This is a genomic window from Hanstruepera sp. CR43 (genome assembly GCF_055227665.1).
Genome location: NZ_CP200078.1, coordinates 1,947,500 through 1,962,921, shown reverse-complemented (window position 1 = coordinate 1,962,921; position 15,422 = coordinate 1,947,500). Strand labels below are relative to the sequence as shown.

Below are 15,422 nucleotides of genomic sequence, written 5' to 3'. Positions count from 1 at the left end.
AAATATTTAAATCAATGTACGGAACTATTCAAGATCATCTTAAAGACGAATTGCAAACCATTAAAGATAATGGTCTTTATAAAACTGAACGCATTATTACATCGGCTCAAGGGGCCGAAATAACCCTCAACACTGGAGAAACCGTATTGAATTTTTGTGCAAACAACTATTTAGGGTTGTCATCACATCCCGAAGTCATTCAGGCTGCCAAAGATGTTATGGATACTCATGGGTTTGGCATGTCTTCGGTAAGGTTCATCTGTGGGACGCAAGATATTCATAAAGAACTCGAGCAAAAAATAGCAGACTTTTACAGCACAGAAGATACCATTCTGTACGCTGCCGCATTTGATGCCAACGGTGGAGTGTTTGAGCCCTTATTGGGACAAGAAGATGCCATCATATCCGATTCTTTGAACCACGCCTCTATAATTGATGGTGTGCGTCTTTGCAAAGCCGCTCGATATCGTTATGCAAATAACGACATGGAAGATTTGGAAAAGCAATTGATAGAAGCCAATAAAAATGGTGCCAGATTTAAGATTGTTGTAACTGATGGTGTATTTTCCATGGATGGGCTGGTGGCGCCTTTGGACAAAATTTGCGATTTAGCTGAAAAATATGATGCAATGGTTATGATTGATGAGTGTCATGCGGCTGGTTTCATAGGTAAAACGGGAAGGGGTACGCTTGAAGAAAAAGGCGTTCTAAACAGAATAGACATTATTACTGGAACGCTAGGAAAAGCGCTTGGTGGTGCTATGGGCGGCTATACAACTGGCAAAAAGGAAATTATTGAAATTTTAAGGCAGCGTTCCAGACCCTATTTGTTTTCCAATTCTTTAGCTCCTGCTATTGTGGGTGCGTCTATCAAGGTTTTCGACATGCTAAAAAATGATACGCGTTTAAGAGATCAATTAGCCTGGAATACAGAATATTTCAAATCTGGAATCAAAAAAGCTGGTTTTGACATAGTGGATGGCGATTCCGCAATTGTTCCAATTATGCTCTATGATGCCAAGTTATCACAAACCATGGCCAATATGTTATTGGCTGAAGGCATTTATGTCATTGGCTTCTTTTTCCCTGTTGTACCGAAAGAAAAAGCTAGAATACGCGTTCAGTTATCAGCAGCTCACACCAAAGAACATTTGGACAAAGCTATTTCCGCTTTCATTAAAGTTGGAAAAACGCTTGAAATAATTTAATTTTTTCTGACAAACATTGACATTTTAGGTAATTTTTCCAATATTTTTCTATATTTGTCTTTGTTAATAATATTTAACAACTTACTTTTGCTTACAATTAACACTTAAAAATTAAATTTTTGAATATGAAAAATCTTAGCAGATTATTGTTCGCTATGTTGCTTATTTTAGGTTTCAGCAACACTTACGCACAAGATGAGAACAACCCGTGGGCTATTAGCTTTGGCGTAAATGCGGTTGATTTTTATCCAACTGGTGAAGACGCTCCACTTGGAGGTTATTTTGATGAATTCTTTAATGTTGACGATCATTATAACATTTTACCATCTTTGTCGTCAATTACCGTATCTCGTTACCTTAACAGTGGGTTTTCTGTAGGAGCTACTGCCTCTGTTAACAAAATCGACGACTTTGGTGATGATGGATTAAGATATAACGACGCTACTTATATTGGTTTAGATGGTACAGTAAAATATAGTTTTGCTAGTATTTTGAATTCTAAATGTATTGACCCTTATTTAGGTGTAGGTGGTGGATACACTTGGGTTGATGAAATTGGTGCTGGAACTTTAAATGGAACTTTTGGTCTTAATTTTTGGTTTACAGAAAATGTTGGCTTCACCATTCAAACATCCTACAAGCACGCATTTGAAGATTATTTAGACACACACTTCCAACACACAGCTGGTATATCAGTTAAGTTTGGTGGTAAAGATACTGATGAAGATGGTATCTACGATAAAGATGATGCTTGTCCTGAAGTATGGGGATTGGCCGAATTCAATGGTTGTCCAGATTCTGACGGTGACGGTATAGAAGATGCTAAAGATTCTTGCCCACAAGAAGCTGGTCCTGCTGAATTTAATGGTTGCCCAGATACTGATGGCGATGGTATTCCTGATAAAGATGATGCTTGTCCAACTGAAGCTGGTCCTAAAGAATTAAACGGATGTCCAGATTCTGATGGTGATGGTGTAGCTGATAAAGATGATGAGTGTCCAAATGAAGCTGGTCCTGCAGCTAATAACGGATGTCCTTGGCCAGATAGAGATGGTGACGGTGTTGTTGACAAAGATGATCGATGTCCAGATGTAGTTGGTACTGTTGCTAACAACGGTTGTCCAGAAGTCACTGAAGCTGTTCAGAAATCTTTAAATGCTTATGCTAAAACTATCTTATTCGATACTGGTAAGTCTACAATTAAAGCACAGTCTGAAGAAGTATTACAAAACATCATTGACATCTTAAAAGAATATTCTCATGCAAGATTTATGATTGAAGGTCATACAGATAGTGTTGGTAGTGAGTCAAGCAATCAAAAGCTTTCTCAAGAAAGAGCAAGTTCGGTTATGAATTACTTAATCACTAACGGAATTGCTTCTAATAGATTAGAGCACACTGGTTTTGGTGAAAGCAGACCAATTGATTCTAACAAAACTAGAGCTGGTAGAGCTAATAACAGAAGAGTTGAGATTAACTTAATTAAGTAATTATTTTAAAATCTCTCAATTATATAAAAAAACGCCTCGAAAATTCGAGGCGTTTTTTATTTTTATAATATGGCTTCCTTTTTAAATGATGTACTAAACGATTTAAACGATTCCGATTTATCCAATCTCACATTTATAATGCCTAGTAAACGGGCTGGGGTATTTCTAAAACACGAAATTTCCAATTACTCTACTGAACCTTTATTTTCTCCTGAAATTTTCAGTATCGAAGAATTTGTTGAAAATCTATCCCAACTAAAGCCCATTTCTAATATTGAGTTACTGTTTGAGTTCTACAGCGCATACAAAACTTTGACCCCTATTGATAACCAAGACAATTTTGAAACTTTCTCAAAATGGGCGCAAATTCTTTTGCAGGACTTTAACGAAATAGACCGTTACCGAGTTGATGAAGATGACATTTTTGACTATCTCAGTGCGATTCAAGAAATTAATCATTGGTCTTTAGATAATAACCCAACTAAACTTGTCAGTAATTATCTGGTTTTTTGGAAAAACCTTAAAAGTTACTACAAGCATTTGAATAAAGAATTATTAAGCAAAGGGATAGGCTATCAAGGACTTATTTATAGTGAGGCCGTTGAGAACATTCAAAATTATATGGAAAGCCATGCTTCTAGAAAACATCTATTCATAGGCTTTAATGCATTAAATACATCAGAAGAAATCATCATACAGGAGTTACTGCAAAACAATATGGCTAATATCTATTGGGATATTGATGAAACTTTTTATAAAAATCAAAACCATGATGCTGGACTATTTGCTCGTAAGCATATAACAAACTGGAAGTTTTATAAAAACAATGAATTTAAGTACTTGTCTAACAACTATAAAAAACAAAAAGATATTCATGTGATAGGTGTTCCAAAAAACGTAGGGCAATCAAAACACATATCTACAATCTTAAAAACCATCCAAAGTTACGATGTCTCTCTGAATAAAACAGCGATTGTCCTGGGAGAGGAATCTTTGTTGGCTCCTATTCTAAACTCTATACCTAAATCAATAACTGCCCTAAATATAACAATGGGGCTCCCTCTAAAAAGCATTCCTTTAACGAACCTTTTTCAAAATCTTTTTTTAATTCATAAAAGTTCTTCAAAATCATTCTACTATAAAGATGTCATCAATATATTGTCCCATGCTTATATAGCTCCTCTATTACAAAGAGAAGACAAAAACGATCTTTATGTCATTAAAAATGCTATTACAGAAAACAATTTAATCTATCTCACAAAATCAAAGCTAACAGTCATTGCCCCTCAATACGAAGATCTTTTTGAATTATTGTTTGATAATTGGGATGATAATATTTACAAAGCCTTGGATCAATGTCAAACTTTGATTTTAAAAATAAAAGAGTCCTTAAATACTGACAAGAAAAAGCATGTTTTGGCATTGGAATATTTGTTCCACTTTAATACACTTTTTAATGAGCTTGCAACATTAAACAGCAAATATGGTTATCTCACAAGTACAGCATCATTATATCTGGTATTTAATGAATTGTTGAGTCTAGATACATTGGACTTTAAAGGTGAGCCATTAAGTGGATTACAAATAATGGGAATGCTTGAATCTCGAACTTTAGACTTTGAAACAGTGATAATATCTTCAGTGAATGAGGGTATTCTGCCAGCAGGCAAAACCCAAAACTCTTTTATTCCTTTTGATGTCAAACTCGACAATCAACTGCCTACCTATAAAGAAAAAGATGCTATTTACGCCTACCACTTTTATCGACTGATACAACGGGCTAAAAAAGTCTATATACTTTACAATACGGAAGTAGATACATTTTCAAGTGGTGAGAAAAGTCGATTTATAGCCCAAATAGAATTAGAAGGTATTCACGATATCAAGCATGAAATCGTTGTTCCGAAAGTTCCTGTAGTAGAAAACAAGCCTATTGAAATAGGAAAAACATCAGATGTTATAAACACTTTGCAAAGCTATGCGGCTCAAGGGTTTTCGCCTTCTTCACTTACAAACTATATCAGAAACCCCATCGATTTTTATTTACAAAAAATATTGAAAATAAAAGAGCAGGACGATGTCGAAGAAACTATTGCATCCAATACCCTGGGAACAGTTATCCATAATACTCTTGAAGATTTTTACAAACCATTTGTTGGTCAACAAATTACCTGTGATGATCTTCAAAATATGAAGCATTCTGTTGACAACACGGTTGAAATACACTTTCAAAAACTCTACAAAGAAGTTGATATAAAAGCGGGCAAAAACTTAATCATATTTGAAATAGCCAAACGCTATATTTCAAATTTCTTGGATTTGGAATTAACCGATTTAAAAAATGGCAACACTATTGAAATATTGGCTGTTGAAGCGGAAAACAAAATACAATTGGATATCCCTGAACTCGATTTCCCTGTATTTCTTAAAGGAACTGTTGACCGTGTTGACAAAAGAAATGGTATTGTTAGAATCATCGATTATAAATCAGGTAGGGTTGACAAAAACAAGGTAGAAATCGTAGATTGGTTAGACATTACAACTGACTACGATAAGTATAGCAAGTCATTTCAAGTGCTATCTTATGCCTTGATGATGGATATAGGCCAAAACTTCAGTGAACCTGTTGAAGCAGGCATTATTTCCTTTAAAAATCTAAATTCTGGATTCTTGAAATTTGCTAAAAAAGATAGATCAGGAGCTTACGCCAAAAAAATAGAGTTTATAGACGAATCCATTTTAAATGATTTTTATGACGAGCTTAAAAAGTTAATCATTGAAATCTGTAATCCTGGCATTCCCTTTTTAGAGAAAGAAATCAAGTAACGAATTATGTTTACAGTATCTGTTGATCAAAAACTAATTGAGCATTGTAAAACTATAGTTTCCAACCATGATTTTGGTAAACGTTTTACGGCAAATGGAACCAAAGAACAACAACTTACGGGTATAATAGGGCAATCTGTAGTCATGGCGTTTTTTGATAAAGGCTACGTTGATGGTTCTTCTGGATTTGATGAAGGTGTTGATTTTACTTTTGCCAATAAAAGCATTGATGTCAAAACCATGGGAAGAACGACTTCTGTTAAACGAGGTTATACCAATAATTTTTTAAAACTTCAGGAATATTTTAAAACCGACATTTATATTTTTTGCAGTTATCACAAAACCAAACAAGTTCTCACGGTTTGCGGATGGATTTCAAAAGAAGACTTTACGAAAAAACGACGTTTCTACCCTAAAGGCAGCATTAGAACCCGATTTGACAAAACGACCTTTACCACTTTTGCTGATCTGTATGAAATTGACAATAAAGATCTCAATCAGGTGAATTCCGTTTCCGATATGAAAAAACAATTGTTATAAAAAAACCGTTCCCACAAGAACGGTTTTTTTATGTGGAGCATATCGGATTCGAACCGATGGCCTCTACGCTGCCAGCGTAGCGCTCTAGCCAACTGAGCTAATGCCCCATTATCCTATGTTTAACACTTTTATTAAAGTAAAACTTAACAAGCAAAGTAATAAGAAAAATACTATTAAACCTAATAAATAAAACATCAATTCATAAAAAAATGATTTAGGCTTTATTCTTTCTAAATAAAATTTAGAATTCATAAATTTCTTGTTGTGAAGCCATACAACTAAAAAAACGAATGTAAACAAGAGTATTATGAATACATATCCGTTTGTATTATCGGTGTTAATAACAAACATTACTTCAATCCACTTAAGACAAGAACAGGTAATGTACTACTGTGAAAATCTTTTTTTAATATCGTATTATTCTCCCATAGTTTGGTGAAAAATCCTCTTTTTCTTCGCACTACACACAACAAATCAGGATCATTATCTTTATAGTGTTCTAAAACACCTTGAAACGTTGTGGCATTTTCGCTTTCGGTAGTTTTAGTTATCAATTTTGCCAAATCAGGAGATACATCAAAATCGCCTTCGCTGTAAAATGGCGTTTTTACCAATAATAAATTCACAATGGATTTAAACTGATTTTTAATAGATATTAATGGAATTAAAGCACCTTCTTTTCTCATTACGGCAGATTTTAACGCCATTAATATGTAAACGATTGGTTTGAATTTTAAACCTTCTGGAACTATTAAAGCTGGAATATTGGTCTGCTTGATAATCTTACCAGAAGTCTTTCCTAAATATACTTCTTCATTAACCGAATTGGTTCTTGGCTCAATCATGATTAAATCAACGTCCAAAGACTGGCAAACTAATTCCAGTGTATCTACCAATTTCCCTTTAAAAGTTTTGACAACAACCTCAACATTTTTGGTGTCAACTTTGGATATATGTGACTTTAAGAACTCAAGGCTTTCGCGTTCCAAGATATGATCAACCTTAATCATGGTTCCTGCCTTTGTATAGACATTATAAATTTGAACCACATATAGTTTTGCTCCAAATGCCTTTGCAAAATCAACAGCATATTGCAAATGACTGACGGCGTTTTTAGATGACCCAACTGGAACCAAAATATTCTTCATAATCAATATTTAGAACTAACTTTACTAAAAAATTTATGCAAAAGTAAATATAATATATGATTCGTAAAGCATCGGAAAAAGATATTGATAGAATTTTAACGATTACTAGATCTTGTGCCCGATACATGATAGCTCAGGGAATTTTTCAATGGAATGATTCCTATCCAAACAAATCTGCTTTTCTTAATGATATTCAAAGAGGGGAATTATATGCTTTGCAAAAAAACAACTCTATTGTTGGTTGTATCACTATTTCGACTTTAATGGACTCAGAATATGTTCCAATTAAATGGTTGACCGTTAACAACCACAACTTATATATTCACCGTTTGGCTATCCTTCCTGAATTTCAAGGTCAAGGATTCGCTCAATTTTTAATGGATTTTGCCGAAGATTTTGCTATAAAAAACAACTATACCTCTATAAGATTAGACACGTTTTCACTGAACAAGAGAAACCAAAAGTTTTACGAACTTCGTGGTTATAAAAAATTGGGAACTGTATATTTCCCCAATCAAAGTCAACACCCTTTTTATTGTTATGAACTAGTTCTGTGAGTACACCTATAACATTAAAACATATTAACAAATTGGCGATTCCTGCTTTAATTTCAGGAGTTTCAGAGCCTATTCTTTCTATAACCGATACTGCCATTGTTGGAAATATGCCAATAGATGCAACCGAATCTCTTGCGGCCGTTGGGATTGTTGGTGCTTTTATTTCCATGCTTATTTGGGTATTAGGTCAAACGCGCAGTGCTATTTCTTCTATCGTTTCTCAATATGTTGGTGCCGACAATTTAGACAAAGTGAAAAACTTGCCTGCCCAAGCCATATTTATTATTACATCTTTGAGCATCCTCATTATTTTAATCACTTACCCACTAGCAGAACCCATTTTCAAACTCTACAATGCTTCAGATTTAATCCTTAATTACAGTGTTGATTATTATAGAATTCGGGTGTTTGGTTTTCCATTTACTTTGTTCACAATTGCTGTTTTTGGAACCTTCAGAGGGCTACAAAACACCTTTTATCCTATGATCATTGCCATTGTAGGTGCATCAGCAAACATTATTCTGGATTTTGTTTTGGTTTTTGGAGTTGAAGGGTTTATTCCAGCCATGAACATCAAAGGCGCAGCGTATGCCAGTGTTATTGCACAACTACTGATGGCATTGGTTTCAGCATATTATCTATTAGCTAAAACCGATATACCTTTGCGGTTTAGTTTGCCTTTCAATAAAGAGATTAAAAGATTCCTGTTAATGATTGCTAACTTATTTGTGCGCACATTAGCACTGAATGTAACGCTATACTATGCCAGTGCTTTTTCAACCAGTTATGGAAAGGAATATATCGCTGCCTATACCATAGCTATTAATCTTTGGTTTTTAGGCGCTTTTATTATTGATGGTTATGCCAGTGCCGGCAATATTTTATCTGGAAAACTTTTTGGGGCCAAAGATTATAGGAAACTCATGGAATTAAGCAATAAACTTATTAGGTATGGTATCGTCGTCGGAATAATTATGAGTGCAATTGGTGCCCTAATATATTATCCTGTTGGAACACTTTTTACAAAAGATGAAGCTGTATTAACGGAGTTCTACAAAGTATTTTGGTTAGTGCTTGCCATGCAACCTTTATGTGCTTTGGCTTTTATATTTGATGGCATGTTTAAAGGATTGGGTAAAATGAAAATGCTACGTAACGTGTTATTATTTTCCACCTTTTTGATTTTTGTACCGATATTGTTTTGGCTAGATTCTCTGGACTACAAACTCTATGCTATTTTTATTGCATTTACCCTATGGATTATTGCAAGAGGGCTTCCGTTAATCATAAAATTTAGAAAAGAATTTTTACCGCTCTCTCAAAACAGTTAAATTTGGATTACTAATTATTGTATTATGTTTTTGCTTTTAACAACCTTGCAACAGGTCAATATTGAAGAAAAAATAAAGGAAGCGCCTGATAGTTCCTATGAAATAGGTGTGTTTATCGGATCCTTTTTACCCTTTGTGGTTTTAGTTGCTATTGCTTATGCTATTTACAGATACAATAAGAAAAATTTAAACAACGATTAATATGGGAGGAAATATGCTATTTTTGGTACTTGCTGTAGTACTGATTATCATTTACGTTTACAATCGCAATAAACGTCGTTAATTATCGCGTTTTAAGCCATCCTGTTATACTCATACGCTCTGTTTTAACAGGTTTAACTTCGTGTTCGATAATTTGACTTTCAAAAATTACGACACGCCCAGGAAAGGGATAAATGACCTTTTCAGTTTCTTTTCCTTGGTCATTTAAATATAATGCTAGTTCACCACCGTTTTCAGGAAGCCAACCATCCTCATTTAAATAGCAAACAAATGATAATTTCCGTCTATCATCATTTTGAAAGGTATCAATGTGTCGTTTATAAAAAGTGCCTTCTGGATATAAGGCATAATGGAATTCTTTTTGTAAGATTCCCATAAAGCAGGTTTTATTTAAATAAGCTATTAAATTATTGATTTTATCAAAAAAAAGCTTTTCGCTCGAATCTGCTTTGGTTTCATCCATCCATAAAATCATATCGCCCCTGATGGATTTTATAATGTTTTCATTAACGCGATTGCCAATTGCCGCTTTTTTAAATTGGTCTTCTTCATGTTTCATCAATAAAGACTGTCTCAAAATAGCAACCTCGTCATCCGTAAAAAAATGTTCAACAATACTATACTTATGAGTTGAAATGTCGCTGATAATACTTTCATAAAGCGGGTTTTCAACGAAATCGATTGCTTCAAACAGTTGATTCATAGGTTGCTAATTTTTTAAAAAGCCCGCAAATGTAATCTAAAAATCAATTGCTTCAGCAAAACAATTATCTTTGCATTGAAAAATAGTATTATGGGTACAATTCGAATCACCAAACAATTTTCTTTCGAAACCGGTCACGCACTTTATGGCTATGATGGTAAGTGCAAAAATGTCCATGGTCACAGTTATAAATTATCGGTTACGGTAATTGGCAAACCTATTAATGACACCAATCATGTCAAGCATGGTATGGTCATTGATTTTGGTGATTTAAAAAAAATTGTCAAATCCGAAATTGTCGATGTGTTTGACCATGCAACTGTGTTCAATAAAAATACGCCTCATGTTGAGTTGGCTAAAGAATTAGAAGACCGCGGCCATAATGTGCTTTTGGTTAATTACCAACCCACCAGTGAAATGATGGTAATAGATTTTGCAAAAAAAATTAAGAAGCATTTGCCTGAACATATTACATTACACTCGTTAAAGTTGCAAGAAACGGAAACCAGTTTCGCTGAATGGTATGCAAGTGACAATTAATTTAATTTGTCATGCTGAACTTGTTTCAGCATCCATTATATTTATAATATGAATATCCCTAAAGGAAAAAAAATATACTTCGCATCAGACAATCACCTGGGAGCTCCCACTCAAGAAGCGTCTAGGCCCAGAGAGCAAAAGTTCGTGGCTTGGTTAGATAACGTAAAACAAGATGCTGCGGCTATTTTCCTTATGGGCGATTTATTTGATTTTTGGTTTGAATACAAAAAAGTGGTTCCTAAAGGCTTTACAAGAACCCTTGGTAAATTAGCCGAGATCACAGATTCTGGAATACTTATATATTACTTTGTGGGAAATCACGATTTATGGATGAATGGTTATTTTGAAGAAGAACTCAATATTCCTGTATACCATAAACCTCAAGAATACACATTTAACAACAAAACTTTTTTTATTGGTCATGGTGATGGTTTGGGTCCAGGCGACAAGGGCTATAAGCGTATGAAAAAGGTTTTTACCAATCCGTTTAGCAAATGGTTATTCAGATGGTTACATCCTGATTTAGGTGTTAGACTTGCCCAGCATTTATCTGTAAAAAACAAGTTGATATCTGGTGATGAAGATGCCAAATTTTTGGGTGAGGAGAATGAGTGGTTGGTGCAATACTGCAAACGCAAATTGGAAGATAAACACCGGGATTATTTTGTGTTTGGTCACAGACATTTACCGCTTGAAATAGACCTTAACCAAACATCTAAATATATTAATTTGGGTGATTGGATAAACTATTATACCTACGGTGTTTTTGATGGAGAGAATTTCGAACTCAAGAAGTTCTAATTGTCTTCTTTTTCATGCTCCTCAATATCTTTTGTCAAGTCTAGTTCTCTTAAAGGTTTGTTTTTGGTGCCTATTATAGCAACCACTATCATCGTCACAGTGCCTCCTAACATCACCGCCAATGGCGCTCCAAACAATCTGGCAGCGATTCCACTTTCCAGTGCTCCCAGTTCGTTAGAAGATCCAACAAACATAGAGTTGACAGCTCCTACACGGCCTCTCATATCATCAGGTGTTTTAAGCTGTAGAATGGTTTGTCGAACTACCATAGAAATGCCATCAAAAACACCGGAAAAGAACAAGGCCAAAACACTCAACCACATGAGTTTTGAGGCTCCAAAGATGATCATGCACACACCAAATCCAAAAACCGAAATCAGCAATTTTTTTCCAGTATTCTTGGTAATGGGAATATAGGTTGTTGCCAACATGGTAATGATGCTCCCAGAGGACAGTGCGGCATTGAGTATCCCAAATCCTTTGGGGCCTGCATCTAGGATATCTTTTGCAAACACTGCAAAAATGGCAACAGCACCACCAAACAATACGGCAATCATATCTAAAGTCAGTGCGCCTAAAATGACCTTATCATTGAATACAAATCGTATTCCGGCTTCTAAACTATCTCTTACAGATTCATAAACTTCCTTATTTAAAATGGGCTTCTTCTTTATTTGAAAAACCAAAAACAAGGCAAACAGGACCAATAAAAATATGATCCCCAATGTAATGTGAACACCTATCCAGGCAATTAAAAAACCGCCTAATAGCGCACCAAAAACGCTGGCGCCTTTCCAGGTACTGCTGCTCCAAGTGGCAGCATTTGGATACACGCGTTTAGGAACCAATAAGGCTATTAGTGAAAAAATAGTTGGGCCAAAAAAAGATCGTAATACCCCTCCAAAAAACACCAGGCTATAAATGCTATATAAAATAGTTCTGGTGCTCCATGACGATTCAATGGTCTCTGAAGTCAACCAAAAAAGACCGAAACTTATCAATGAAAATAATGCAATACAGAGTCTGAAAAGGTCACGCTTTTCTTTTTTATCGACAAGATGACCTGCAAATGGTGCCAATAAAAACGCAGGTAAAAATTCACAAAGACCAATGATCCCAAGAGCCAAAGGGTCTTCAGTTAATGCATAAACTTGCCATTCAATGACAACAAATTGCATGGACCAAGCCAAAACCAATGCAAAACGCAAAACCAAAAAGATGTTGAATTCTTTGATTCGTAGTGCTGCGTAAGGGTCATTTTTCTGCATAGATTATTTAAAAATTAGTTTGAACTCCACGCGCCTATTGAGAGCGCGACCTTCTTCTGTGTCGTTGTTGGCGACTGGAAATTTGTTGCCGTATCCTGTTGCCGTAATGCGTTCTGGCCTTAAGCCTTTTGATATTAAAAACAAAGCGACTTCCTTAGCACGTAATAAGGACAATTCATTATTTCGCTTTTGTGTACCAACATCATCAGTATGACCATAAATTTCAATTTGTAAACGCTTATTGGCATTTAGATATTTATAAAGCTGATTTAATTCTGCTTTTGAGGATTCCAATAATACATGTTTGTCAAAATCGAAAAGAACATTCTGTAAGGTATACACTTTATCGTTCTCCAATACTTGATCATCTTCAACAGTTTGTGACTCTGAATAAGATATTGTTTTGGAATGTAATGATTCGATACTGACATCATCAATAAAGTAATAGGAAGCATCTGGGTCTTTTGTACTGTGCATCTTTATTTTGGAAATTTTACTGTTCTTATCAAAGTTTCCAATAATAAAATTTGATTCGAATCCCTTGGCTATGTATTCAAACGTTATTTTTTCCCAACCTGTTTTTTCAATGTAGTGACTTTGGCTATTAATCAATACAAAATAACTATCAGAAACCTCATTTAAAACTTCATTTAGATTCAATAGTTTATCAGAATTCTGTTTCAAAGGTTCTTTTAAAAACAAGACACCCAAATCTCGAATGGCATGACTACAGTTTTCAGCCAAACTGATGTAAAATGTCATGGTGTAAGTCTCACCTATAAGCAGTGGCTTTGATAACTGCCCCTGAACATATTCTCGATAGTTATCGGGTGCCATAACATACATCCCGGCAAAGCCCTTTCCTGTTCTTGGGTTTTGCTCTCCAAAAAAGTTGGTTTGACCAACCTCCTGACTACAGGTATTAAAATAATCGGTTGAGCCAAAATTTGGTGCGCTCCAATCAAGAGCATTGTGATTAAACCCTCCAATGAGTCTCGGACAAGTTTTATGTTCCTCAAAACTGGGGTTTAAAACCAAGTTTTGTGAAAAGGCGAGTTGAAAGCACAGGATAACGAATATGAAAACCCAATTATTCATTATTTTAAATCTCGTAATTTCAATTGAAGTGATACGGTTCCATTCCAATGATTTTCATCAATAGTATAGACCGCTTTAAAAGGTTTTCTATCCGAAATCAAATCATATTTATCGCCTAGACCAAAACCAATACCTACAATCTGCTGATTACCATCGGTTGCAGTAACACGTAAATGGGATTCGTCTTCACCTACGCATTTTCCATAACCAGTATCACGAAGATTCTCACTCATAAAAACGGGAGTCATATTCCCAGGTCCGAAGGGCGCAAATTGTTTTATGATGCGCCATAACTTCGCATCAATGTCAGATAATTCAATAGATAAATCAACCTTAATTTCAGGAGTCAATAATTTGGTATCAATGGTTTTTGAAACCACATCTTCAAAAGCTTGTTTAAAAGCTTCATAATTTTCTTCCTTCAAGGTCAATCCAGCTGCATATTTGTGTCCGCCAAATTGTTCAATGTGTTCGCTACAGGCTTCTAAAGCATTATACACATCAAAACCAGACACCGAACGTGCCGAAGCCGCTAATTTGTTTCCGCTTTTAGTAAAAACCAAGGTGGGCCTGTAATAGGTTTCGGTTAATCGAGAAGCCACAATACCAATAACACCTTTATGCCAAGTTTCATGGTAAACAACAGTAGTAAAACGTTCCTGTTCCTTTTGTTCTTCAATTTGCTGAAGAGCTTCTTCTGTAATTTGTCTATCTGTTTCACGTCTATCGGTGTTAAAAGTATCTATTTCAACAGCGTATGCAACCGCTGTATTAAAATCGGTTTCGGTTAATAGGGTTACGGCATGATTACCATGTTTCATCCGCCCTGCTGCATTAATTCTGGGTGCCACAATAAAAACCACATCGGTAATGGTTAATTCTTCCTTTTTCACTTCGGCTATAATGGCTTTGATACCTGGACGTGGATTACCATTAATCACTTGCAATCCAAAATACGCCAGGACGCGATTTTCACCCGTAATAGGGACGATATCAGCACCAATAGCTGTAGCTACCAAATCTAAATATGCAACTAAATCTTCAACCGATTGCCCTTGTCTGGATGCCAAAGCCTGAATAAGTTTAAACCCAACACCGCAGCCACAAAGTTCTTTATAAGGATACTCACAATCATCACGTTTGGGATCTAAAACCGCAACTGCATTTGGTAATTGATTTCCTGGTCTGTGGTGATCACAAATAATAAAATCGATGCCTTTTTCTTGAGCATAGGTTACTTTGTCTATGGCCTTAACACCACAATCTAAAGCGATTATCAGTGTAAACCCATTATCATCTGCAAAATCGATGCCTTGATAGGATACACCATACCCTTCGTCATAGCGATCAGGAATATAAGTAGCTACATTTGAGGTTCTCGTTTTTAAATACGAACTCATTAATGCCACCGCTGTGGTACCATCTACATCATAGTCGCCATACACCAAAATGTTTTCGCCATTCTCCAAAGCCTGCTCAATACGCGATACGGCTTTGTCCATATCCTGCATTAAGAACGGATCGTGCAAATCATCTAGACTAGGACGAAAAAAGGTTTTAGCATCTTCATAGGTTTCAATACCGCGTTGCAATAAAAGTGTTGCTACAATTTCATCAACCTGTAAAGCTTCTTTGAGAACCTTTACTTTTTCCGAGTCTGGTTTGGGTTTAAGCGTCCAGCGCATATTCC

The 15,422-nt window shown here is 35.4% G+C and carries 14 protein-coding genes and 1 tRNA gene; 9 read left to right on the top strand and 6 right to left on the bottom strand.

From position 1 onward, the window contains the following. Positions 1–14: 14 nt before the first annotated feature. The 4 genes from kbl (at position 15) to ACKXGU_RS09015 (ending at position 6,064) form a co-directional block, all read left to right on the top strand. On the top strand, positions 15–1,208 hold the full coding sequence (gene kbl, locus ACKXGU_RS09030) for a glycine C-acetyltransferase (RefSeq protein ID WP_463465005.1): 1,194 nt from the start codon (positions 15–17) through the stop codon (positions 1,206–1,208). A gap of 125 nt (positions 1,209–1,333) precedes the next feature. Next, positions 1,334–2,698 carry an OmpA family protein gene (locus tag ACKXGU_RS09025; protein ID WP_463465004.1) on the top strand — a complete coding sequence of 455 codons (1,365 nt, stop codon included), beginning with the start codon at positions 1,334–1,336 and terminating at the stop codon, positions 2,696–2,698. Positions 2,699–2,767: 69 nt separating this feature from the next. After that, positions 2,768–5,524: a PD-(D/E)XK nuclease family protein gene (locus ACKXGU_RS09020; RefSeq protein ID WP_463465003.1), complete on the top strand. Its 2,757-nt coding sequence runs from the start codon at positions 2,768–2,770 to the stop codon at positions 5,522–5,524. Positions 5,525–5,530: 6 nt separating this feature from the next. After that, positions 5,531–6,064, top strand: a complete 534-nt coding sequence (locus tag ACKXGU_RS09015) for a glycosyltransferase family protein (protein WP_463465002.1) — start codon at positions 5,531–5,533, stop codon at positions 6,062–6,064. Between the two features lie 33 nt (positions 6,065–6,097). Here the strand turns inward: ACKXGU_RS09015 and ACKXGU_RS09010 are convergent. Next, positions 6,098–6,171 (bottom strand) — tRNA-Ala (locus ACKXGU_RS09010). 243 nt (positions 6,172–6,414) lie between these two features. After that, a complete protein-coding gene (locus tag ACKXGU_RS09005; protein ID WP_463465001.1) occupies positions 6,415–7,212 on the bottom strand; it encodes a universal stress protein in 798 nt (265 codons plus the stop codon). Between the two features lie 56 nt (positions 7,213–7,268). On the opposite strand from ACKXGU_RS09005, the gene ACKXGU_RS09000 reads away from it, so the two are divergent. Genes ACKXGU_RS09000 through ACKXGU_RS08990 form a run of 3 tightly spaced genes read left to right on the top strand, consistent with a single transcriptional unit; the run spans position 7,269 to position 9,301 of the window. Continuing rightward, positions 7,269–7,769, top strand: coding sequence for a GNAT family N-acetyltransferase (locus ACKXGU_RS09000; protein WP_463465000.1), 501 nt, complete (start codon positions 7,269–7,271; stop codon positions 7,767–7,769). After that, positions 7,766–9,100: an MATE family efflux transporter gene (locus tag ACKXGU_RS08995; protein ID WP_463464999.1), complete on the top strand. Its 1,335-nt coding sequence runs from the start codon at positions 7,766–7,768 to the stop codon at positions 9,098–9,100. The genes ACKXGU_RS09000 and ACKXGU_RS08995 overlap by 4 nt, the downstream gene beginning before the upstream one ends. Before the next feature lie 24 nt (positions 9,101–9,124). Beyond that, positions 9,125–9,301, top strand: a complete 177-nt coding sequence (locus ACKXGU_RS08990) for a hypothetical protein (RefSeq protein WP_463464998.1) — start codon at positions 9,125–9,127, stop codon at positions 9,299–9,301. A gap of 82 nt (positions 9,302–9,383) precedes the next feature. Here the strand turns inward: ACKXGU_RS08990 and ACKXGU_RS08985 are convergent, their stop codons facing one another. Next, the gene (locus ACKXGU_RS08985; RefSeq protein ID WP_463464997.1) at positions 9,384–10,025 is read right to left on the bottom strand and encodes a 2OG-Fe(II) oxygenase; all 642 of its coding nucleotides are present in this window, start codon (positions 10,023–10,025) and stop codon (positions 9,384–9,386) included. A gap of 90 nt (positions 10,026–10,115) precedes the next feature. On the opposite strand from ACKXGU_RS08985, the gene ACKXGU_RS08980 reads away from it, so the two are divergent. Both ACKXGU_RS08980 and ACKXGU_RS08975 read left to right on the top strand, forming a co-directional pair. Beyond that, positions 10,116–10,565 (top strand): 6-pyruvoyl trahydropterin synthase family protein, encoded by a 450-nt coding sequence (locus ACKXGU_RS08980; RefSeq protein WP_463464996.1) that lies wholly within the window; start codon positions 10,116–10,118, stop codon positions 10,563–10,565. A 48-nt stretch (positions 10,566–10,613) separates the two neighbouring features. Then, complete coding sequence (locus ACKXGU_RS08975; protein ID WP_463464995.1) at positions 10,614–11,366, top strand: UDP-2,3-diacylglucosamine diphosphatase; 753 nt, start codon at positions 10,614–10,616, stop codon at positions 11,364–11,366. On the opposite strand, the gene ACKXGU_RS08970 is transcribed toward ACKXGU_RS08975, so the two are convergent. From ACKXGU_RS08970 to recJ, 3 genes are read right to left on the bottom strand one after another with little or no spacing between them, the layout of a single operon-like run. Continuing rightward, entirely contained in the window at positions 11,363–12,634 is a 1,272-nt protein-coding gene (locus tag ACKXGU_RS08970) for an MFS transporter (RefSeq protein ID WP_463464994.1), read from the bottom strand. The two genes, ACKXGU_RS08975 and ACKXGU_RS08970, sit on opposite strands and share 4 nt — an antisense overlap. Positions 12,635–12,637: 3 nt before the next feature. Continuing rightward, a complete protein-coding gene (locus ACKXGU_RS08965; RefSeq protein WP_463464993.1) occupies positions 12,638–13,732 on the bottom strand; it encodes an OmpA family protein in 1,095 nt (364 codons plus the stop codon). Beyond that, a complete protein-coding gene (gene recJ / locus ACKXGU_RS08960) occupies positions 13,732–15,417 on the bottom strand; it encodes a single-stranded-DNA-specific exonuclease RecJ (RefSeq protein ID WP_463464992.1) in 1,686 nt (561 codons plus the stop codon). Before recJ ends, ACKXGU_RS08965 begins: the two co-directional genes overlap by 1 nt. Between the last annotated feature and the right edge of the window lie 5 nt (positions 15,418–15,422).